Raw genomic sequence first — 24,201 nt, forward strand, 5'->3', positions numbered from 1 at the left:
AACAAAAGCCATTCTTTTATTATTCTACAATTAGGTTGTATCAAAAAATATTGGCCATGAGTGACATTTCTACATTTTTGGTGAGTGCTTTTATAGGAGTGAGTTTGGCGGCAGCCACTGGCTTCCGAATTTTCATGCCCTTATTTTTATTGAGTCTTGGCTGTCGGCTGGAATTGTTCCAAGTTGGCAATGAATTAGCCTGGGCGGGTTCACCTCTTGTTTTAGCAGCAACAAGTATAGCTATGATTTTGGAAATAGCGGGGTATTACATCCCTTTTATAGACAATATATTGGACAGCCTATCCATCCCCTTAGCAACCATAGCCGGTACTTTACTTTTCGCTATACAGTTTACAGATATTTCTCCTTTTTTCCGCTGGGCTATGGCCATAATCGCCGGTGGTGGTACCGCAGCAACCATTAGCACGGCCCTGGCAGGCACCCGAGCCGCCTCTTCGATCGGAACGGCCGGTTTTGGTAATTTTATGATTTCGACAATGGAAACCATCGGTTCCACGATATTAACCATACTCGCCATATTTGTGCCTTTTATGGCTATAATCGTTGTTATAGGCTTGTTTTATTTCTTCTGGCGATTTGGCAGAGAACAACTAAATAAAAAACTTAAAAGAACTTAATAATTGAGAAACCATTGAATCTAATGAAACAGCTCCTCCTATCTTAAAAAAAATTAAAACTTTATCGCAATAAAGAGATTATGCTTATAACATATGCGCCTGTTTCATTTGATCTTTCAGTATAAAACAAAAAAGGACAGCAAATTTCCATGCTGCCCTCTTTGTTTTCAGATCTTATCCTGACTTGCGTTTACTTCCCTTGTTAATCAATGATAACTTCTTGTGGCCGTATTACCTTTTCAAGATCTTTTGGAAGAATGACGGTCAATACCCCATCCTCGAAGCTCGCATGCACATTATCCGTAAGCACTTGTTCATTTAATTGGAATTCACGTTCAAATGCCATTCCATCGTACTCTTTATAAATATAATCTATGGCATTGTCCTGAGCATTCTCTGTACATGAAATTTTTAGTATTCCGTCATTTATACTGACTTGGAATTGTTCCTTCTTACGGCCAGCAGCAAAAAGCTGTACTTCATAGAATTCTTGATTCTCTACAATATTTACAGGAACAGATTGCTGTCCGCCACCACTGTGTGCGGCTTCACCTTCAAAAAAATGTTGTTGAAATTTTTCAAAACGGTCTTTAAAATGTTGTCCGCAAAATTTGTTATGATTTGAATATCCTCTGGTATAATGATCTCTTTTAAACATGTCTTTAATTTTTAATATTGAATAATACGTTGAACTGATACATGACGAAAGCTTCGTCTTTGCAATTTTTTAAGCTTAATAAACGGGAACTATCGTTGCTTTCCTAGCACGTTTTTGTCCTTGTAATGGTACGATAGCGACCACTGTGTTGTAATGACGGTGAACGTTCGGATATACCGGAGTCCTATCCATTTTGAATGCTTGTCTATCTCTCCTACGCATTCTTGCTGCTGCGAAGCTTCCTATTCCGAAGAGAACTGTCCCAAACAATAAGAGTTTAAAGATCGTCCCAATAATCAAGGTTGCTAATCCCGCTATTGCCGTAAGCACAATCAGGCGTGGCAATATAAATCGAAGTTTATTTTTCATTTGAATACATCTTTTTTGTAAAATGGTTGCTGGCTTCCTCCATTTTCATCTGATTGAAAACGACATTCTCCTTGACCATTCGTATTTTGTAATTAATTATTATTCTGTCCAACATCCATTCTGACAGAACATCGCGTTCTGCTATTTCCTTAGCATCAGGATACCGGCATAAAAAAAGGCGCCTTTATAGAAGAAGACGCCCAACAACAGTTTTTACTTTAAAATTTTTATTCTTTTTTTAGAATCCACATCGTCCTCCAAAACGACGCTTCCATTCTTCCCGCAAACGCTCCCTTTCCTCATCGGAAAGATCTTCTCCTTTTTCCATCTGACGCGGAAAACCTTTTCGAAATCTCCCCCCTCCAGGTTTACCAAAACCCCTACCGAATAGAATTCTTGACAAAATAAAGAGTCCCAATGCCTGCCAATAGGTAATTGTTTTTAAATTGAAAATATCAACCATTAATGTATTCCATAAATATTGTAGTAAGGCTACCAACAAAAAAACACCAATGATAATAGCGACAAACATAAAAGCGAATTTACCCTTCCGCTGTCTATTCATTCTTCCATTCATAGCTTAATCCTTTTAAAATTTTAATTCTTCATACAAACTTCGCAACCGTACCCGCAGGTGCTTCACGGCATACCCTTTTCGACTGATAATCGTCTTTAGGTTCTCATTTTCCATAATGGCAATTTCTTGAAGTGTTTTCTCTTCCAGCTCATTCAGCACAAAAACTCGACGTTGCTTCTCCGGCAATTCCTCTAATGCTTTCATCAGCTCATCCCAAAAAATATCCTTAAATAATTTTAGCTCGGGATTATTGGAGTCGTCGGCCAAAAGGAACTGACGAATAGGAAAAGTACTTTCACTATCATCATCACCTGCTATCATATCGTCAAGTGATTCACTTTTCTTTTTCCGATAACTATCGGTAATCTTATTTCGCGTGACAGCATAGAGCCATGCTCCCGCATTCTCCAGTTCGTCCATATTGGTCAAACGGCTAAATTGATACCAGACCTCCTGTAAGATATCTTCTGCATCCTCCGTTTTCTTTACTTTTCCCTTAACAAAACGTAGCAGCTGACTTCCATAAGTCTTAACGATATCCGTAAATGATCTGGAATTTTTTTCTGCCATATGATTTTGGTATGCAATGTCCATAGCAGCATAGACGAACTAGTCGAACTTTTACTTTAAATTATTTTCATGGATCTACTTTCTTACTGACTTCCACCGCATGAACAACATGACACATTCCTTTTCGTCTTCTTTCGTATACGCTTTGTTCGCATAAATATACTAGATAATCAGCTAATAGGCTATGCTTTCTATACACTTTATGCAACATAAAAAAGTAGTTCCATGGTTTAAGACTTCCGGCGCTGCTGAATGACCTTACCTTTATCGGTAATAAAAATATAATGGTATGCTGGAAAACGCTGAATCAATTTTTTTCCTTCTTTCTCGCCCAGTACCATGATTGAGGTACTAAGTGCATTTGCGATTTCCGCTGAGGGTCCATAAATCGTCACTGAAGTTAACCCTGTAGCTGGATAACCTGTCACCGGATTTATAATATGTGAATAACGTTTTCCATTGATCTCCGCATATTTCTCATAGCTGCCCGAAGTTGCTACGGCCATTTCATTCAAACGAAGAACTTTGACCATTCGATGGGGTTTGAACGGATTATTTACGCCCACTTTCCATGCATCGTTCTGGGGTGGGCTTCCCCAAGCCGACAGATCACCAGAAGCATTCACTATACCTGCTTCAATCCCTTTTGCTTTCATTATTTCCCTGCCCCTATCTGCTGCATACCCCTTCCCAATAGAACCGAAACCGATCTTCATACCCGGTAACTCCAGAAAAATTGTCGAAGCCGCACTATCGAGGCGAATGTGTTGATAACCAACTTTCTCGACAGACCTTTTAATCACTTCTTCCGAGGGCATCGTGGTCATGCTGCCTTCAAATAGCCAAACTTTATCTAAGGCAACAATACTGATATCAAAAGCACCACCTGAATTTTGAGCATATTGGATTGCACGTTGTGTTAGTTCAAACACTTCTCTATCCACCTTAACTGGCTTAATCCCTGCATTGCGGTTCACCGCTGCTATTTGGGTTTGCGGACGCCATTCTGAAATCAGGTTTTCTATTCGATCTATTTCGGAGATGACTTCATCGATATGCTGATTTGTAATCGAGCTATCCCGATCTACCAAGCTAATTTCGAAAACAGAGCCCATAAGGGTAACCTGCCGCTTTACCAAGACCTGCGCAATCCCCGAAGTAATGGATACAAAGCAGAGTATTAAAAGCAGGCCACATTGTTTATTGTTCTTCATGAGATTGATCTGAAAAAGGGATTAAAAAGTCGATGCGTACCAAAAGCAGTCTTTATCGATGGGATATGCTATTGTACCACCAATTTACTAATAACAATCGGTTAAGATCTGTCCATTTTCTTTGTAGACTGCAATAGTTTTGCCGACATGTCGCAAAAGTAGCTCATTTAAAGTATATTCAACATCATGCTGCATACGCAATGCTCCACAAAGCAATATATAACCTCCTTTATCAAGCAATTCGACAAAATATAGCGCATCCCGACGAATCAAATCCATGACATATTGTGCATTTTCCTCGCGTGAAAAAGCCAGTTCAAGCTGTTTCAGATGTCCCAGCTTTATCTGCTCATCAGCAAAATCTATATAGTGTGCTGTCATTTCATTTCGATGGCGAAAACCAGCATACAGACGCAAAGGAGTCATACTTTCATTCGCTGAAATCATGCCTAGAAAAGGCGCTACCCCTGTACCATTCGCAATTAAAGCAACTGCATTTGCGGCTTTCGGAAAATGAAAACTTGGATTAACCATGACTCGTGCCTGCAGGGTTTGATTCGGTTCCAATCGATACAGGAAGCTTGAACCGAATCCATTAGGAAACAATTTCACCACAAGCTGAACCATCCCGTCTTTGTAACCTATCGAATAAAAACGTTCACGTTGATCTTGCGCGGGATAGATTGCCAATAAATCGCCCGATTGCATTTTAATTTTACCTGAAGGTTTCAGTACTAAAGTAAAGGTAGTATTACTAGCTGAAACTGTAGACTTCGCTATCACCTTAAATTTCGTCAATCCGACGACTTTAGCACTATAAATAGCCGGTGCAGAAGCTAATGCAATATTGGTCTGAGCAGACCACTGATGTATCCATGAAATAAGCTCATCGACATTCTTATCATTAACTGTATGTAAATCTGTTAGTCGAGAAGCCCATGCTTGTTTTTCTAATAAATGATCAATTTCGCACGCATAGGCACAAAAGTCGGGATAGGCTTTTGAACCAAAGCCCAGCACCGAAAATTGTACGTCTTGTTCTTGTGGATGGCTGTTGAGCTTATGTTCAAATTGAAGTGCATTGGATGGTGCAGTTCCTAGCCCGTATGTTGAGGTAAACACAAGCAAGTGTTTTGCCTTTGGAAAGCATTGATATTGATTCATTCCGAGCAGCAACGATTTTTGCCCATCCGCTAAGAGCTGTTTATGGATCTGATTGGCGAAAAACAGCGTGCTTCCATTTTCCGTTCCGAAAAGAATAACAATCTCTGCTTCTTCAGGTTTATATTTATTCTTGATTTTAGTACGCGTGCGCTTGAATGTGATTGCAAAGCCCGTGTAAATAAAGAACACAATATTCAAAGATGCGAGCCCCAATATAATGGCCCATATGATATTGGTTTTGCCCGTATGGAGGTCCAAAGAAAACTGTTCGGCCAATGCTGTAAAGGGATACTTTACTTCTTTATGCAAGCTTCCATTCAACTGATTTATGGTCAATTCCCGATCGCGAAGCTTCAATATAAAAAACTCATCAGGATCGTCTTCCATAAACGGAAACTCCAACGTCTTCAAATCGACAAGTTTTGTATTTTGGAATATTGAAAATTTTGCTACCTCCAATTGGATATCTTCCTTCATCTTATTGGGATATTCAATTGTTTGGTTCGGCTTTTTTAAGATTTCAATACGCACCAGAAATAAATATGTACCTGTTAGGGCCAATATCAAAATTGGTATCAAAAATAGACGTCCTGAAACAACATGGAAATACTGGGCAAAAAAGTCCCGGTTGATTTTGGCAAAGAAATGTCGAACGCCCTGTTGACGCTTGACAATCAGAATAATTCCTGAAATAGTAATAAGAAACAACAGAAATGAAACCACACCAATAATCACCCGACCGGTCACTTTAAGAAAGAGTGAGCGGTGTAAAGCTGTAACCCATTGAACAAATTGGGACTTATTCAATTGGGGACCAAGCAGACGCCCCGTATTCGGATCGATATAACCTTTCACAGTGTTGCCATCTGCGTCTATGGCATCAATGCTCACGAATTGATTGTGATCTACCGAGATCGCTATGATTTCAGGATAAACCTTGCGCAAAGCTGTTACTGACTGCGCAAGGTTTAACGTTTCAATATGTTCAACCCGATAAGGCGGAATTTTTTCGTTGACGGCGTCAATGGCCAATATTACGCCAGTTATCGATAATAAAAGTAAAAAGATAGAAGAAACAATAGCTAAGGCTAAATGTGCATACCTCCAAATAGATACCAGCATTTTTACCCCTTTTCTTATTGTACTTTATTTAACTTAACAAGTTTGATATATCCCTTGCCATTAGCTTTTTCAGTGATAGCTTCCTTTGTCAAAGGAATTTCAACATCAGCAGTATGGTATTTTTGTTCCTCTACAGCAGATTCAAAACGGAGTTTATACCCTTTGTTAAACTTCGTTTCATCAATATCCAATGTCCGCATGGCACGGTCACCGCCACCAACTGACGCACCCGTCACCGCATTTAGCTTTTCTTTGGTTTTATTTTGGAACTTGTACCATTCCTTGATCGTATTATACCATTGTTTATCAGATCCCAATACGGCGAGTGTTTTTTCGTAAGCTCCACTAGGATTAATCAGTGAAATCACCACGTAGGCTTTCTCACCTTCATAGGCATTCATTTGGATCATACACTTATATTTAGCTGCCTGTGCGAAAGAGCTTAGGGCTGCCATCGAAAATAAAAGAGTGGCTATCGTTGTTTTAACTATGTTATTCATCTTCAATTGAATCTAATTTTATTTCAAAAAGTCAAGCTGCACATTGGATTTAGACAAGAAATCGTTTTCTTTCGCCAAATCATAAGCCGTTTCATCGAATTCTGTTTTCAATTCCTTTTTTGCACCAAGGGAAACCAATGTTTTTAGCAAGGAATCGTCTTTTGCTATGAGAGCTGCCTTATGTAGTGCCGTCGTTCCCTCTTTATCCTGTGCGTTAATATCTGCTCCAAGTTCGCTGGCTTTCTGAATAAGCTTCACATTCTCTTTCGCTACTGCCAAATGATACAATGTGCTACCATTTTTTTGTGGAGCAACAACGTCCAATCCATTCGTCTTAAGTATCGCTAATTTTTCTTTAAACTCATCCCCTTGTGAAGTATTTCCCTGCCCACCGGGTCTGCCGCCCTGAGGCAATTCCTTGTAAGAATTAAACCAGTAAAAGGCCAAGTTATTACCTTCCTTATCCAATAGCTTGATATCGGCTCCATCTTTAATCAACAATGCCACTATTTCGGGAGCCCCATTCGCTACAGCCTTGGTCAATGCAGATTCGCCTTTTTCATTTACTGCATTTACGTTCTTCGCTTTAGCAAGTAGCAGCTCGACCAATTTAGCATCCTTACCGCTAGCAGCCACCATAAGCGCTGTATTTCCATCGTTGTCCGCTTTTGCAACATCTACACCTTTATCCAAAAAATAATTGATCACGGCCATATCTGGTCTGCGAACTAAAGCATGCAGCACTGTCGCTCCTTCTTTATTTACAGCCTTGGGATCCAATTTGAACTTTTCAACCAAATAGGTATAAACCGACAAACCATTCGATGCTTGTCTGGAACCCTGAGTCGCAAAAAACAACGCATTATTGGTTGGTTTTACGCCACGGGCGATGAATTTCTCCATGAGCTCGATATTTCCAAGTTTAGCCGCATAATCCGTCACTGTGCGGCCCGACTCGTCTTTATCTTGAATAGATAATCCTTTTTTAATGAAATAATCTGTCAATGCAAGGTCCTTGTCTGCAGACGCTGCAAGCATCATTAATGTAGCACCACCTTCATATTTTTGCTTGGGATTCACACCCGCTTTAAACAAAGCATCATATACGGCAGTATTTGTATTTCCTGTCGAAGCTGCATAAGCAATAATTGGGTAACCATGGCTATCTTGGTAATTGACATCCGATCCTTTTGCAATTAAAAACTCGACAAGCTCCGCATTTCCACTTGACGCTGCCCAGTGTAAATAACTACGGCTATGATGCGTCTTCTTCGTTACACTATTCCCTTCTTGTTCGATCATAAACTTGACAACATCCGTCGGAGCGCCATTTAATATCGCCATTGTGACTGGATCAAAGGATGCCGCATTAGGCTGAGAAGGGCTATTTCCTTTACTGATTTCTTCTTTAACAATTGTCAAGGTAGGTTTACCTTTCCAAAACTCGCCGTTCATTAACGAGTTTGTTTGCGCCTGTGCATAAGTTGCAGCGAATAATAAAGCTGCTAAAAGTGTCTTTTTCATCCTTTTATTTGTCTTTTGAAGTTGATGAAGTAACATGGCCTATTCATTCCCTACTCAATTATTCGGCAAATTGAGCTACAGTCATACGATAACTTGGGTCGAAATACATCGTGCTGGTTTCATCAGAATATAAGTGTAAATGCGTATATTTTAAGAACAAGGGAGCTTTCCGAATTCGATTTTGTACAACAATTTCTGCATACAGACAAGTCCATGTTTAAAATAGAATAACTACTTTATTTAAATTAATTCTAAATTAATGCAAATCTAAAAAATATTCCCAAACCACAAAAATTAATCGTGCTAATTTTCATTGGTCAACTACCCTTAAAGCCTTTCGGTCTCATCCGAACAAAATCGGAAAGAAGATTGTTAAACTTGCAAATGCACTAAAATTATCTTAGTTTACTTAAAATAAAGAGGTATAATGAGCAAGGTAGCATCCAATTTTTATACAATCAGCGCGACGACTGAAAATGAACATAAAATTTTCTATCGTTTGTATGTACCCGACGACAATCAGATAGTGGCGACAATACTCCTGGTACATGGCATGCAGGAGCATAGTGGTCGGTATGAAGAATTGGCCAATTATCTGACAACACAGAATTTTGCGGTTTTAACCTACGATCAATTGGGCCATGGAAAGACAGCTCTAGATGCCGATCAATTGGGGTATTTTAAACAGCATGGGGCTAAAGAACAACTCATTGATGATGCCATTACAATGAGTAATTTCTTGAGAAAAACATATCCCCAACTGCCTCAATTTATTTTAGGGCATTCCATGGGATCCTTTGTAACACGCTGCGTGTTACAGAAAAAAGGAATACAATTTAAGGGAGCCATCATCGTGGGGACAGGCCAACGTCAAAAAGGTTCCACAGCTTTTCGCCTTTTACTCACTTTTCTCAATAGTATTGCCCCAAAAAGAAGAAGTAAATTGATCAACCGTATTTTTGACAGGCGCAACAATGCTCGATTTAAGAACGAGCCCAACCAAAATAACAGCAATTGGTTAAGCGTAAGCAAGACAAACCGTATTTCATTTTTGGAAGATCCCCTTTGTGGGGGGTTGTTTACCAACAATGGATTTCATACCGTGTTAGACCTTTCCTTGCAAGCGACAGATATCGAAGCTACCAAGAATATCCCAAAAAATCTTCCAATTGTATTTATCAGCGGACAGGATGATCCAATTGGAGATTTTGGAATGGGCGTTGAAAAGAGCGTAGCGCAGTTAAGTGCACAGGGGCAGACCGATATAACCATTAAATTATATCCAGGCATGCGGCATGAAATTTTAAATGAAGACTGCGAAATGGAGGTATTCCAGTTCATCAGTACCTGGCTTCATCGCCATTTAGTTTAGTTTCCGGCTGTAATATTTCCGAATAGGCTCATCTAAATATTTAAAGACCAATAAAGCTACAAAAATCAACGACAGCATTCCAATTATAATAATCACAGCCATTTGCTTATTCGATGGGTGATGGAGCTCCACATAGCTCATAAAAATCCAGATAAATGGATAATGAATGATATAGAGCGGATAGGAAATATCACCTAAGAACTTGCATAACTTCTTGACCCCTCCAAAAACAGGTAGTCCTCCTATCCCCAGCATGAGCAATAAAGGAAAATAAAAGATAACGACAATAGGATCGATGTACTTACCATAAACATCAGAAAACGGAATGAAAAATACGACAGCAAGCAGACCAAGAACACTGAAAAAAGAAAGCTTGTTCGAAATAGTCCAGTTCGACCTAAAAATAAGTAGTCCCATTGAAAATGAAAACCATAAACGGATTCCCCCAGCCCAAAAGTTATCTGCCCCAAAACCTACAGCTAAATAGCCGGAACGAAATGATTCGACACATAGCGCTGCCGCACCGAGGAGCACTATTCCCCAAAGAACCTTTTTTGGAATGCGTACCAGTATCAAAGCATAGGCTATATTGGCGATATACTCCCAAAATAGCGACCATGTAGGTGGGTTTAAATGAAAAAGATTAAAATATCGCTCTGGTACAGCTGGGTATGGGATCAAGGTTATCCCACTAATAAACATCCCTATCTTCTGTAAGACGGAAAATGAGCTGGCCAAATTACTGAATGGGTCGTACATAAATGCCAATAAACCAATTAATGTACCGATTATAACCAATGGATGCAATCTTAACAAACGCAAGAGGAAGAATCGTTTTAGACCAATTGTGACCAGCTTCTGATCATAAGCATAGGCAATTACAAAACCCGATAAACAAAAGAAGAAATCAACGGCTAAATAGCTATGTGGAATAAAACTATTGCGATAATCCGGTTGTGCAATTTCCATAAAGTGAAACAGTACGACTGCAATTGCGGCCACCCCACGCATGGCGTCAAGAAGTTCAAAATGTTTCTTCGTTTGATGTATCATATTTTTTATGGACAGCGAAAATCCAGATCCACAAAAGTAGACCATCCGCTGCTAGCTATTGAAAATTCTATTTAAAATTAAACGTTGGGGCCCGTTGCACTGCAACACTACTGGTTGCCCCTTCAATTTTGGGCCAGTCCTTATCCCAGACAATCTGATCCAAAAATAGCATCCGACGATTTCCCCCCGTCGCAACACGAGGCCGCTTTGGGTCCATACCATGATAGAGTATCCAATCTTTTCCCTTATCGTCTGTAATAATGCGCGAAGTATGACCAGTCCCCACAAATTGATCATTTCCCTTTAACAACAACGTTCCACTCCCCCGCTGTGTAAGATTACGCCCCTCTTGATCGATATAAGGTCCCTTCAGCTTGCGAGAGCGACCCACAAGAACATGATAACTGCTTTTTTCTCCTTCACAACAGGAGCCCTTGGATCCGATAAAGTAGTAATATCCTTTCCGTTTATGGATCACGACAGCTTCAAAATCCCCAGCAGCAACTTTAAATTTTTTATTTAAATCGGGTACCGCGGTCCCATTTTCATCGAGTTCAACACCATATGTTCCCTGCGTATTCGCATCACTAAAACTACCCCAGAACAGATAATTCTGCTCATTTTCTGTAAAAAAATAAGGGTCTATTGAATTAGGTACATCGATCTCCTTGCTATCAAAAAGTTTACCTTGATCGATAAAGGGGCCTTCCGGTCTATCTGCTAGGGCTACACCAATACCGGGGTTGGGGTCTCCCCATGTTGAATAAGCATAATATAAGATATACTTACCATTTAACCGCACCACATCTGGTGCCCAGATTCCCCCCTCGGCTTTCCAGCTCGGTTTTGAGCTGAAGGCCGTGCCAATCCAGGTCCAATGAGCAAGATCAGCCGATTGTAGAATAGACACCAAACGCTGTCCCTTTCCGTCGCCCCAATTGTCGGCTGTCCCGTATGCGTAGAACATTTTGCTCTGAGGATCTCTAACGACTGTAGGATCAGCAAGTATAGGCTCAAAAACCGGATTGCTGTAGGTCTTATGCTGAGCCGTAGCATTTGTTATTTGACCCGACTGCTTAACTGAACCTGGAGAGCTTCCGCAGGAGCTCAACAAGTTCAGTATTGCAACTGCGCCGATCCAATATCTGAACAACATTGCATTCAACATCTTATTATTTTTTTATACTATTTTCTTCATCACAGGAAAAGCTATTTTGCTTTTCCCAATTTCTCTTCCAACATTTTGATAAAATACCCCCCAACAACGGATCTTGCTTTAAATCCAGCTCTCTTAGGACGGTCTGTATACGTCCAATCCGACATGGGAACACGGTCTATTGTTTCGTTCATAAAATGGTAGACTGGCTTTAAAAATGCCTCAAAGGTAGGCTTGTCATTTGCCATGGTCGCCGTCCAAATAATCCAATCGGTTTTGGTATAAGGCTGACGATTGTCCAGGGGAAGTCCGTATTTATTTTGTTTGCCGAGATAGTATTTAATTTCAGTTTCACGAATAGAGGGATCAAAAATATCCATCTTAAGCAATTTATCCCAGACCATATTATACTTTTGGCTCCAGGTTCCGGTTTTATCAAAAGTCAACTTATAGTGATCCCCATCTTCAGCCATCTTTTTCCATTTCATAGCCATTGCTTTTGCTTCGGTCAGATACTTTTTCGCCGTAGCCTCTTCACCAAGCATTTGGGCTAGATAACCGTAAGATGCAATACCTAAAATAGCTTTAATTGATAAATTGGCATTATGTGCAAAATGGCCCGCGAAATCATCTGTGCACAACTGATTTTCAGGGTCAAGACCTTTATCTACTAAATAATCTACCCAGGTAGACAACACTTTCCAATGTTTTTTGGCATAAGCTGCATTTCCTTCGACCTTCGCTAAAGCATAAGTTAATATCAACATATTTCCCGATTCTTCGACAGGCATATCCCCACCGTAAGTTTGGCCATTCGCCAAAGGATAGGTCCCAACATCATGCGCAGCAAAAGGTTTTGTCCACTTATTGCTTTCACTATAATAAAAAATGGCGTTCATTAGTGCTTTTGCCAGTTCCGGATTATAGTAAAGGAAAATCGGAGCCGAAGGATAGGTTACATCAACAGTTCCTATTGACCCATTGCTATCATTTTCTTTGGACAGTAAAAGCAGATCGCCATTGGGTGCTTTTACAAGTTTATGAGCGGCGATTGCCTGTCTATAGGCCAAGGCACACAATGCAGCATAGTCCTCACCTCCGTTGCGCAAAGCTGTACCCCATAATTCGGCATCAAATTTATCAGCAGCCTTTTTGAGAGCAGTATACTCTTTGTCGGCCAGTTCAAATTGTTTCTCAATGGAACTATTTCCATTGGTATTCCAATAAGGTCGTAAATTTTGTCCAAAATATTGGATGGAATACAGGTCATCATACCCCAACAAGATCTTATCCTGGTAGCTTGATGAGACATCAAAAGTTTGCATCAGTGCCAATTGTTGTCCTCCATTTGAAGAAGAGCTATTTTCACTCTTCAGAAAATTAGACCGTAATTGATGGCTACTTCCGACCGCGGACTTTGTCTTTGATTTTGCACCAGCCATATAGAAATACCCCCAATCTATCCGTAGATCGTCACCTTTCCTTCCTAGAACCTGCTGGCTTTTGCTTCCTGTCTTTACAAACTGGAGATTTCCTGAGACAAAGGAACTGCTTGCAGCATCTTGAAGTGGAGAATTCAGTGCCCAATTTGGTGCTGCCTCCAAATAAAGTTGTACCTGGTGTTTCTTGCCATCCTTCGCATGGACCGTATAGGAAAGATAATTTACGGGTCTAGCCATTAAGTCCAATTTATCCAGAAACATCGGCGCAGTAAATGTAATATTTAAATCGACCGGCCCGCAGTTAAACGAATAATGTGTTTGTGTTGCCTGCACATTGGAAGCGATCTGCTTCGCTTCATTGTCGAATTGAATACTACCATCTTTTTCTGTAAAGAGTCCAAAATCAAAATATCCATTCGCTACCCTATTATAGCAATAACCCGCGAGTATATTTTTTCCTTTCTTCAATGTTTTTACGACATGATCGGGCAGCTTGACCCGACTATTTTTACCTGTCAAATTGCCTGTATTAGTAACCTCAATACCGTTGACGTACAAAATAGCGTCATCGTCATGTGTAAATTCGATATATACGGATTTGCCCGTAAGATCCTCACTCAGTTCAACTTCCCTTCTAACCCAAATTTTAGGCTCCTGCCAATCAGTCTCCACATTGGGTTCTTTATCCTTGGTACCGAATGGCGCTGCCCCCGTCTTCCATTGCCGTGCATCAAATGAAGGTTTCATCCAGTCCGAGGCGGGTTCATTGACAACATAACTTCCGGTCCAAGCCGCATGTTCACCCATCCGTGCCAACGGCAAGAGTTCAGCTTCTTCTTTACCTAAGAAGCGATAGGATTTCCCATCCACTTTAAGGACGCCCAATAAGGGGAAGGATTTTCCGGTCCAATGGCGTACAACATCCGCATTCAATTCGTTGCTATAGGACCAGGCACTTGTATTGGGGTCAATTGTTACTAAAGGATAGGCAGGCGCGCGAAGATCATTCTTGAGGATTTGTTTTTGTGCAAACGACGATACCGATTGACATACAATAGCCGTTGCAATTAGTAATTTTAATTTCATTGATTTCGTATAAAATAGGTTTAGGTTGACGGGTATACTTTCAGCGATAAATTTAGGCCGCAACCCGAGTTGCGGCCATATCGCTATCAATTATTTGGTAGGTGCATTATAAAGCGCCTGATGTGCAGCTTTCAATTCTGCTTCAGGCATTTTGACAACTTTACGATCATAGGTCATCAAACCATTTGTTTCTACTTCCACATCTGTCGTCTGTGTATAAACAGCGGCAGACAATCCCATAGGAATTAGACGTGTCAAGTCATGGATCAGGCGTTTATAGCGCTCCAATAATTCCGTTTTATTTTTAAAACTTTGGTATCCCCAGTTGTCTTTTTGTTGCCAGGAGTGCCCGTCGATCGGTAATCCCAGACCACCAAACTCACCCAATGCAAGCACTTGTTTGGCGCCAAATAAATTTGGATCAGGCATGGCTGCGTCGGGATAATTGTGGATATCCAAGATATGTCCAGTTTCCATAAAGTTACCACCGCTGGCACTATTTACGAGTCTTGAAGGGTCATTAGCCATTGTCCATTCCGTTATTTCCTTCGTTTTGAATTGCCCCCAAGCCTCATTAAACGGTACCCAGATGACAATACTTGGGTAATTATGCAACACTTCCATAATGGTTTTCCACTCTTTTCTGTAGTACCCCTCAGATTCCTGCGAACGTACTTTATCCCTATTTCCTCCAGAAATCTTTCCCGGTTGCATATCCCAATGGTTTCCGCCAAGATCGCCGCTAGGCATATCTTGCCAGACAAGCATACCTATACTATCGCAGTAACGGTACCAGCGCGCCGGTTCTACTTTGATATGTTTACGGATCATATTGAATCCCATTTCCTTTGTTTTGACAACATCAAACTTCAGCGCTTCATCCGTTGGTGCTGTATGTAGACCATCTGGCCACCAGCCTTGATCCAATGGACCATATTGGAAGGTAAACTTATTGTTTAACATTAAACGTTGAACGCCATTTTCGTCTTTCTGCATGGCTATTTTCCGCATGGCAAAATAGCTTTTCGCCTGATCTACGACTTTTCCTTTTCGAATCAGCTGAATTTCTAGATCATAGAGCTTAGGGTTACTTGGGGACCATGGCTCCAGATTAGGTACCGAAAGATCGAAAGATGTATTCGGTTGTCCTGTTTGTTCTTTAATAACCTTTCCGCCATCCAATGCACGCACCTTTATTTCGTCACCGGCTTGACTTCCTTCTACTGAAGCCTGAAAGGCCAAGACTCCATCGTCCAAACGCGGAGTCTGTTTGGTACTCACGATGTAAGTTTGGGGAACACTTTCTAACCAAACGGTTTGCCAAATTCCCGTCACTGGTGTATACCATATACCATTCGGCTTGTTCACTTGTTTACCCCGTGGTTGTGGACCATCATCAGTCGGATCCCATACCCGAACGGCTATTTCCTGTTTCGCTCCTTTCTTTAGGAAGCTTGTCACATCCATCGAAAATGGATCAAAACCACCTTCATGTCTTCCGACCAATTGGTTATTTACATACACATCACATTGCCAATCTACGGCACCGAAATGCAACAGGACCTTATTTTTATTGACAGACTTGTCCAATGTTATAGTATTATTATACCATAACGCTTTATCTTTCCCGACCTCTTTACCAACACCGGACAATGCCGATTCAATAGCAAAAGGAACAAGGATATTTCCGTCCCATTGACGAGGAATCTCTTTAGTACCTACTGGAGTGACAGCATATTTCCATAGTCCATTTAAATTCTGCCAGTTATTGGCTCTGGTTAATTGTGGTCTAGGATATTCAGGATGTGGCTTTTGTGCCGTTACTTTCTCGCCCCAAGGGGTTAATATATGTGACCCTGCGGGTTTCCAATCCTGAGCAAAGTTCAATTGTGCTGCCATCATCAAACTGGCAAAAAGTAAGGTTTTCTTCATCATAAAAAATCGTTAAGTCATTAATTTATATATCGTATTTACATTATTTCACAGTTGGAAAAGCAGCAATGCGCAAACGTGCTGCTCCCATGGGAATCAGTTCAACTTCCTGCACCTCGCCCTTGCTTTCCACCGGACTCAGGGGCAATACGCCCGTTAGTCCATTTTCATCAATTTTCCATCCATCAATACGTTTCGCTTTCACAAGAATCGAAATAGGTACTGCTTCTGCGTCGAAAGGAAATGCATCTTTAGGCCATGGTCGTTTGACCACTTTTAGTTGGTCAACAGCTTGTAACTGATTTTGTACAAGTCCGTAATTCCAGTCACTTGCAGGAAGGATTTCATAGGATGGCCATTTTGATGGATCTGCAGTCTCCTGCCATTTAGAATCCCCAATTGCCGAAGCCTTACTATCCTTTTTCACATAATTCTCTTTGATTTTGAGTGCATAGGTCAATGGTCCACGCTGGATACTAACTGAATTTTTATTGGCAGCCCAAGTTTTCAGATCTATGGTCATCGGTAAGGAGAGTTCGACCTTGTCGCCGTCTTTCCATTTCCGTTCAATCCGAATATATTTTGCTCCAGCTTCTATAGCCTGACTTTTACCATTAACGGTTACTTTGGCTTGTTTCGCCCAGACAGGTATACGGAGATAAAAGGGAAAATCAACTGTTTTACCCTGTGTTCCTATTTCAAATCGTAGCGATTCTTCAAACGGATAATTGGATTCTTGTCTGATCTGAATGGATTGATTGTTTCCGACTTTGATTTCAGCTTTTGATGCGGCATAAAGTACTGCCGCAACACCATTATCATTCGTTGCCATATACAGATGCTCCGCATAATATGGCCAGCCCTGACTGTGATTATGTTGACAACAACGTGAACTGAAGGGGTTCATCATTAAAAATGGCCCATTATTATCAATCCCAGGAGCATGATTATGGCTATCGCTGATAGTCATATTAGGGCTCGTGATATAGCGTAATGCTTTAAAATCGGCTGTCACAGCGGCTGGGTAGGTATTAAAAGCAACTTCTTCCGCATGATCCGCCCAAAAAGGATCGCCTGTTATCCCGAGAAGGATTTCATTGGAAGCCATCTGCTCCACCATTCCACAGGTTTCCACTCCCTGACGGGGATCGGTATATCCCGGACGTGCATTTTCATCGGCACCGAACATGCCGCCCGGAACCTGACCAAATACTTGTCTGACAAAATTAAAATTATCGTAGGTTGCATTAAGATCTGCAGTCGATTGGCTTTTCAGATAATAGGTTGCTGGCTCTCTAAAACACTGCGCTACGTTGACATTATGCCAATTGGGCAAATCATCTTTCTGCCGCCAATTGGCTGTATTCCGATGGATTTTATCCGCTAAATCCATCAACCATTCATTACCTTGTGTTCTGTTATAGAGCCAATATACGGATAGCAAATTGTCACCACCACGACTGTTTTCCCAATAATCCTTGAGAAAAAAACTATCCGGCAAATTGGCCTGCCATTTAAAATAATTGGTCATCAACGTTAAAACACGTTGGTCACCGCTATATTCATAATAGGATTGCAAACACCATAGCATCAACATATTCCCCCAAAGATCAGGTTTGTTATTACGCAGGATCAATGGTCCAAAGTATCCATCAGGACGCTGGCTTCTTAGCGCAGCCTCTAACCAGATTTTTGATTCTGCTATTATCTTAGGATCTTTCAAGATGTAGCCCAAATTAGCGTAGCCTTTTAACCAATAAGGAACTTCTTCCCAGCCATAATCTCCTTTCCCATCCGTACTTAACCAAGCATTATTTTTTTTGGACAACCAGGCACTAATTTCTCCCAAATGGCCTGTAAGACCATCTTTTTGCAACTCGAGATACTTCCCTAACCAGCCTTCAGGCACGATACTACCCACCGGCAACTTCAGCAAGGCATTTTGTTTTAACGGAGCCCTATTGTTTATATATTGTGAGTTCTTACCTGTCAAGGGTAATTGATTTACGGAAGTCGCAATTCCGGATTGCGCCGACGCAGCTAAACCAAGCCCCATCAATAAGTTTAAAAAGCCAATTCTTTTAATCATTTTTTATTTTAGTTTCTTTGGTTCAATATCGTACAGGGCTTCAGTAATACCATTTACCCGCAATCCTACGCGCGCATACACTGCAGCACTCTTTGTCAAAATATCTTTGATATCCAGTTCTAATTCGACATGGCCGGCATTTATTCCAGTTTGTTCAATCTTGTAAGTATATTGGCCCAAATCCACAAATTTTGTATCATTGACCAGTAAAGTGACTAAATCAATGGTTCTTGAAGCATCTATCGTTTCGATATCAAAAGATGCTTTAAGGGTATTTCCTTGTACGTTATAGGTTATATTACTCATCATGTAATAAGGTTTCACCTGATAATCTACTGTGGTATTACCCTTTACATCAACCAGCAAGGTATCGGCACTGCTCAACCATGGTCCATTTCCACTTGTCGTCACCAATTTGTACTTTCCATCAAACAGTTTTGCGGAAAACGAACCATCTTGAGTCAAGTACACATTAATAGGAGACCGAAATTGATAACCATCCTGCCAGAGTTGAAGATAGACCGATTGATTGGATCCTCTCAGCCCCAAAGGTTTGGAATTATAGGTTACATGACCACTTAATGTACTTTGTGGCGCATCATAATTATCTTTGCCACAAGCAAAAACACCCAAGAGCAAACACAAACTGACTATTAATTTACAAAAAAAAGTTTTCATAAGAGTAATGCTATTGATAAGGATTTCGGACTAGCTTCGGATTGTTATTAATCCAATTTTGGTCAATGAAATTATAATAGTTTTGATATTTAAAATTTCGTGGATAGAGTGTATGACTCGATTTCTGTTTCTCAAAAATCCACTTACCATCATTAGGATCTCCTGGAGCATATATTTTGTAAGGAAACAATGCATAATGCACCGCATTGTAATTATCAGCGCTTCCATTCCAAATTTCGTGTGCAATCCGTAAACGCTTGAGATCCCAATAGCGATGATCTTCGAAAGCAAATTCAACGCGACGTTCCTGAATAATATCATTCAAGGAAATGGTCGTCAATGCCTGTATTCCCGCACGCTCTCTAATCTTATTGACATATCCTGTCAGCTCGGCTTGTGGTTTACCAAGCTCCAGGCCTGCCTCTGCAGCGATCAACAAAAATTCAGCATAACGGAAGCGCACAAACCAGATATCTGATCCACGCCCACGAGTAGAGGCATCTTTATTTTCGTCGATAAATTTCCTGATATTAAATCCAGTTTTGTTGACATACATATCGTTGGAAGTCGTAGGTCCGTCTTCGCTAGTAATAAGCCCGCCATATTTATCGTTTGAGGCGCCAGGCGAACCTGTTACGGTCTTCCAGGCACCATTTTCTTTATACCGTACCCCGGCCTGATATGTTATTTTCGTTCCTGCAAAGTCGGCTCCCGAGTATATTACTGTCCCATACAAGCGTGCATCCTTATTTGCAAAAAGATCTTCGGGGTTGCTATAATAAATATAGTCACCAGCAGCGGTCTTCGTTTTCAAATCGCCTTTTCGATCATTCGTATATTCAAATGCTTCCACTAAATTTAAAACGGGTGTTACGAAATTGGCATCAATATCACCGCGGACTGATGACGCAATATTATTATTGGTAAAAGAATGGGTCTCACCAGGATAAGCATAGTCTTTCGCCCAAATTACTTCATTGCTAGATTTAGAGGTTACAGCCAAATAAAAATTCTTGCCCTTATCAGGATTTGCATTATACAGCGCATAAGGACTATTATTTATGATATCCAAAGCGGTTTCGTAAGCCGTTTGATAATATTTGGTTGCTTCCGACGCCGGGATACCAACTTCATTTCCCGCAGTCTTCACGTCGGGAGTTTTATAGTTATACTTGGCAATGGAGGCAGCATATAAGCTTGCTCGAGCTTTTAGGGCCAGTGCAGTCCATTTGTTGGCTCTTGCCGAATTCACCGTTTTGTCGGATCCTAACATTTTAGCCGCTTCAGTACATTCACTGATGACATAATTATAGCTTTCAGCCTCCGTGGCACGCGATAACTGCAATTCGGCTGCATCCATCCCACTTGTATAATCATACACCTTATCTCCCACCAGCGGCACTCCGCCCAAACGCTTAATCATATTGAAATACGTCCAAGCACGAATAAAGCGAGCTTCCCCTTCGATGCTCTTTTTATTATTTTCATCCAATGTTGATTGACGGACGCCTACAATAAATTGGTTTAGATTGCGGATCAATTCATAATCGTACATCCGCCAAAAATCATTTGGAAACTCCTGCATATTGTTGGGAGAACCACTCGAAAATCCGGCTTCATCCAGCATTGCAAAGGAGCCATTATCACCAAATTGCTGGCCCCAGCTAACTCTTCCATAATAATTGGCCAACACTGACTTCACCATATTTTGATCTGAAAATATCTGATCGTCGGTAAAAATAGCTTGTGATTCCCGGTCCAAAAACTTATTACAGCTTGAAAATGCACATACAAAACATACACCCAATAAAATAACCTTCCTCTTTATCATTTCATTAAAAAGTTAAATTAACACCCACATTTATAACTCGGTTTGTTGGATATTGAACACCCGAATCACTTGTAATTTCCGGATCGATTTTCATATCACCCAAATTATCTATACTGAACAGATTCTGCATCATCGTATAAATTCGTAATTTTTGGATTCCACGGGCTTTCATCCATTTATCTGGCAACGTGTATCCAATCTGAAGATTTCTTAGTTTTATATAATTAACGTTGGTGAGCCAAAAATCACTGTGCCAATAATTACTATGGTTTTGATTTCCCCTAATTAAAGTCGGATACTTACCCGGGATCAATGTGCTATTCGGGTTGGTAATATCACTTAGCATCCATTGATTCTCCATGTAATACTGTGGGTTATTTCCACCATCGTGGAAAGGATTCATCGCTTCGTAATTAGGTCGATAGGATGCAAATGCTGCTCCTGTCAAATCCATAGCCAAATCAAATCCCTTGAATTGGCCTCCCAGGTTGATTCCAAAATTGAAATAAGGAAGTCCGCCTTGTCTATACCCTATCGGCCGCTGATCCAACTCATTGATCACTTTATCCCCGTTGATGTCCTCATATTTTATATCTCCCGGTCTCAAGGTTGAATTTCCCTGACGATCATTGTCTATATCATAATTTGCAATTTCTTCCCACGACTGAAACTGTCCTGTAGCATGTAAACCCCAATTTAGATAAGCATAGCGATCAAAAATGGAGTTCCGATATTGATCCCAGGAATTTCCAAACCGTGGTTTGTATTGTTCCCCATCGATCTGACGGGCAAATGTAAAATTCCCGCCCACAAAATAATTGAAATCACCAGCTTTACTTCGCCACATAATTGAGCCATCGATACCCTTATGCATATCGGAGTTTAAGTTTTCGTAGGGTAGACTAAAACCAACCTCATTCGGTATCAATACATCATTTCGAGAAGCCGGTAGACCGCTTCTTTTCCTTCGAAAGAAATCCAAGCTACCGGTCAGTCTTCCTTTTAATGTGCTAAAATCCAGTCCCACATTTAACATATGCGCCTCAATCCAGGAAAGTGTTTTAACCGGAAGTCCGCGAGGCTGCGTACCAATAACATATTTCCCGTCAATCGTTGAACCTTTTGAATTATAGGTATATCCACTTAAATAACCAAAAGCATAATATTTCCAATCATCCAAATTGTCATCCCCCAATATCCCATAAGATCCCCGGAGTTTAACATCGTCAAGTACCTTCCGCATGCCTTCTGTCCAGAACTTTTCGGATGAAATTCGCCACCCAGCGGATGCTGAAGGGAAAAATCCCCATCGACTTCCAGGAGCAAATTTCCAGGAGCCATCATAGCGCGAAGAAAGTTCCAGAAGATACTTTTGATCGTAGTCATAATTGACCCGACCTGCAAAACCTGCTCTCGCCTGCGTATTTACTCCAGTATCATTATAGGTATCCATCGTTTGAAAATAGATCAAACTCAATGCATTTGATGCTGGCCGATCATGTACATAGACATCGGGGTTATCACGTTTAATTGACTCCGCTGCTAATACGGCATTTACACCATGCTTTCCGAATCGTTTGTTATAATTTAAAGTAAATTGTGTTGAAATTTCTTCGATTTGGGCAATGGACCTTTCCCGCCATGGATTGTCCATGCTGAATATGACCGGATAAGTATCCGTCTTCTCATCATAGCCATACAATTTGTAAGTAAACTCCTGATTATCCATCCATTTATTGGCCAAATAATACCCTACCGTTCCTTTGGCCACCAAATCGTCTGTAATCTTATATTCTGCATTGAAATTTAACTGCATGACGCGCCAGGTTTCTTTATAGGTTCCTGAAAGGTCGTAGTTTAACATCGCGAAATTTGTCTCAGTATTGGCCGCAGTTTGTGTTGGATAAAGCGGGTTGTCATTTGCAAATGGCCGCGCAGTAGGCAAGTTGCGATATATAGCAAATAATGCTTGCCAGGTATCATCTGCTCCTGGTACCCCAGGTTGTTTACGTTGTTCAATACGCCCGTTCAAATTGGCACCTATTTTTAATCGTTTTGATACGCTCGCGTCAATGTTCATCTGTACATTGGTACGTTTGAAACCACCATAATTACGGATAATGGATTGTTGATCGAGATGCCCTGCACTTAAGTAATAATTGATTTTTTCAGACCCACCGCTCACGTTTCCAGAAATATAGGTCTGCGGACTGGTTTTTAAGATGTAATCATACCAATCAAAAGGGCGATATCCCTTTTCAGTACCTTGTTGCCATTTTTCAAGATCTCTTAATGTATACTTGGGATCCTTCACACCAAGAATGGCATCCGATTGAATGTAGCTCTTTACATAAGTACTGGCATCTGCAGGTTTAGGAAAACGAAACATGCTTTGCCAACCGTAGTAGGAATTAATATTGAAGCTGTTATTATCGCCACGCTTCCCCTTTTTTGTTGTTACGACGACAACACCATTGGCTGCTCGAACGCCATAAATCGCTGCCGAAGCATCTTTCAACACTGAAACGGATTCAATATCATTGAAATCTAAGTTATTGAATTGCCCTTCATCCTTTTGAACACCGTCAATCACATACAGGGGAGTCCCCATATTTCGGATGCTGATCCCCGTCCACGCGCCAGGACGTCCATCCGACATCCGGCTATTGACCCCTGCAATCTTACCTACCAAAGCTCCAGACGTTGTTGTAGCAACAGATCTGGAGATATCCTGGGAAGAAATTGCGGTGATTGCACCGGTAACGGATTCTTTCTTCTGCGTACCGTAACCTACAACGACCACTTCATCAATGCGCGAATTTTCATCTTCCAAAGTGATTGCCAAGTCAGCAATTGCCATCACTTCTTTGGAAAGGTAGCCTACAGATCTTACGGTCAAAAGTTCACCGGCATTGACACCTGTCAGGTTAAAATTACCTTTCGCATCTGTTGAGACTGCAATATTGGGTTTGGATTTCAATGCGACCGTCGCTCCTACAATAGGATTGCCATCCTTATCCTTAACAACCCCTTTTATTGCTTTTTGCAACTCGATCCCTTCTGAAGAAACTGGAATTAAATTAGCTCCCTTTGCTAAGGGGATAAAACTGCTCGCACAGCAGAGCAATGTAGCAGATAGTGGCAGACATTTAAGACCCTTAAACATACCTAGATTGATTAGTTTGTATAATTGATTTGTCCAAAATTAAGGTATATTCAATCGTAC

General features: G+C 40.8%; 18 protein-coding genes. 2 read left to right on the forward strand and 16 right to left on the reverse strand.

All coding sequences use genetic code 11. The features are described 5' to 3' along the window. Positions 1–56: 56 nt before the first annotated feature. Positions 57–638: a DUF4126 domain-containing protein gene (locus M2419_RS02680; protein WP_259254169.1), complete on the forward strand. Its 582-nt coding sequence runs from the start codon at positions 57–59 to the stop codon at positions 636–638. 202 nt (positions 639–840) lie between these two features. Here the strand turns inward: M2419_RS02680 and M2419_RS02685 are convergent, their stop codons facing one another. The 8 genes from M2419_RS02685 to M2419_RS02720 form a co-directional block, all read right to left on the reverse strand. Further along, the gene (locus tag M2419_RS02685) at positions 841–1,296 is read right to left on the reverse strand and encodes an Hsp20/alpha crystallin family protein (RefSeq protein WP_153845809.1); all 456 of its coding nucleotides are present in this window, start codon (positions 1,294–1,296) and stop codon (positions 841–843) included. 75 nt (positions 1,297–1,371) lie between these two features. After that, positions 1,372–1,665 (reverse strand): hypothetical protein, encoded by a 294-nt coding sequence (locus tag M2419_RS02690; RefSeq protein ID WP_159727676.1) that lies wholly within the window; start codon positions 1,663–1,665, stop codon positions 1,372–1,374. Positions 1,666–1,903: 238 nt separating this feature from the next. Then, entirely contained in the window at positions 1,904–2,242 is a 339-nt protein-coding gene (locus M2419_RS02695) for a hypothetical protein (RefSeq protein WP_153845807.1), read from the reverse strand. A gap of 12 nt (positions 2,243–2,254) precedes the next feature. Next, on the reverse strand, positions 2,255–2,812 hold the full coding sequence (locus tag M2419_RS02700) for an RNA polymerase sigma factor (protein ID WP_200845550.1): 558 nt from the start codon (positions 2,810–2,812) through the stop codon (positions 2,255–2,257). A gap of 230 nt (positions 2,813–3,042) precedes the next feature. Further along, complete coding sequence (locus tag M2419_RS02705; protein WP_200845551.1) at positions 3,043–4,026, reverse strand: FAD:protein FMN transferase; 984 nt, start codon at positions 4,024–4,026, stop codon at positions 3,043–3,045. A gap of 87 nt (positions 4,027–4,113) precedes the next feature. Further along, entirely contained in the window at positions 4,114–6,312 is a 2,199-nt protein-coding gene (locus M2419_RS02710; RefSeq protein ID WP_159727680.1) for a PepSY domain-containing protein, read from the reverse strand. 14 nt (positions 6,313–6,326) lie between these two features. After that, entirely contained in the window at positions 6,327–6,812 is a 486-nt protein-coding gene (locus M2419_RS02715) for a DUF2271 domain-containing protein (protein ID WP_075993457.1), read from the reverse strand. Between the two features lie 18 nt (positions 6,813–6,830). After that, positions 6,831–8,336: an ankyrin repeat domain-containing protein gene (locus M2419_RS02720; protein ID WP_159727682.1), complete on the reverse strand. Its 1,506-nt coding sequence runs from the start codon at positions 8,334–8,336 to the stop codon at positions 6,831–6,833. 427 nt (positions 8,337–8,763) lie between these two features. Here M2419_RS02720 and M2419_RS02725 point away from each other — a divergent pair, with 427 nt between their 5' ends. Beyond that, the gene (locus tag M2419_RS02725; protein ID WP_182331185.1) at positions 8,764–9,708 is read left to right on the forward strand and encodes an alpha/beta fold hydrolase; all 945 of its coding nucleotides are present in this window, start codon (positions 8,764–8,766) and stop codon (positions 9,706–9,708) included. Here M2419_RS02725 and M2419_RS02730 read toward each other — a convergent pair. The 8 genes from M2419_RS02730 to M2419_RS02765 form a co-directional block, all read right to left on the reverse strand. Further along, complete coding sequence (locus M2419_RS02730; RefSeq protein ID WP_182331184.1) at positions 9,700–10,761, reverse strand: acyltransferase; 1,062 nt, start codon at positions 10,759–10,761, stop codon at positions 9,700–9,702. The genes M2419_RS02725 and M2419_RS02730 overlap by 9 nt on opposite strands. 67 nt (positions 10,762–10,828) lie before the next feature. Then, entirely contained in the window at positions 10,829–11,929 is a 1,101-nt protein-coding gene (locus tag M2419_RS02735; protein WP_228280182.1) for a family 43 glycosylhydrolase, read from the reverse strand. 41 nt (positions 11,930–11,970) lie between these two features. Next, positions 11,971–14,445 (reverse strand): glutaminase family protein, encoded by a 2,475-nt coding sequence (locus tag M2419_RS02740; protein ID WP_259254171.1) that lies wholly within the window; start codon positions 14,443–14,445, stop codon positions 11,971–11,973. 90 nt (positions 14,446–14,535) lie between these two features. Continuing rightward, the gene (locus tag M2419_RS02745; RefSeq protein ID WP_259254172.1) at positions 14,536–16,380 is read right to left on the reverse strand and encodes a glycoside hydrolase family 2 protein; all 1,845 of its coding nucleotides are present in this window, start codon (positions 16,378–16,380) and stop codon (positions 14,536–14,538) included. 40 nt (positions 16,381–16,420) lie between these two features. After that, positions 16,421–18,466, reverse strand: coding sequence for a glycoside hydrolase family 127 protein (locus tag M2419_RS02750; RefSeq protein WP_259254173.1), 2,046 nt, complete (start codon positions 18,464–18,466; stop codon positions 16,421–16,423). A 3-nt stretch (positions 18,467–18,469) separates the two neighbouring features. Further along, positions 18,470–19,144 (reverse strand): DUF3823 domain-containing protein, encoded by a 675-nt coding sequence (locus tag M2419_RS02755; RefSeq protein WP_259254174.1) that lies wholly within the window; start codon positions 19,142–19,144, stop codon positions 18,470–18,472. Between the two features lie 10 nt (positions 19,145–19,154). After that, positions 19,155–20,975, reverse strand: a complete 1,821-nt coding sequence (locus M2419_RS02760; protein ID WP_259254175.1) for a RagB/SusD family nutrient uptake outer membrane protein — start codon at positions 20,973–20,975, stop codon at positions 19,155–19,157. A 4-nt stretch (positions 20,976–20,979) separates the two neighbouring features. Continuing rightward, a complete protein-coding gene (locus M2419_RS02765) occupies positions 20,980–24,141 on the reverse strand; it encodes a TonB-dependent receptor (protein WP_259254176.1) in 3,162 nt (1,053 codons plus the stop codon). Between the last annotated feature and the right edge of the window lie 60 nt (positions 24,142–24,201).

Origin of the sequence: Sphingobacterium sp. BIGb0116 (assembly GCF_024808035.1) — a bacterium.
GTDB classification, from domain to species: Bacteria; Bacteroidota; Bacteroidia; order Sphingobacteriales; family Sphingobacteriaceae; genus Sphingobacterium; species Sphingobacterium paramultivorum.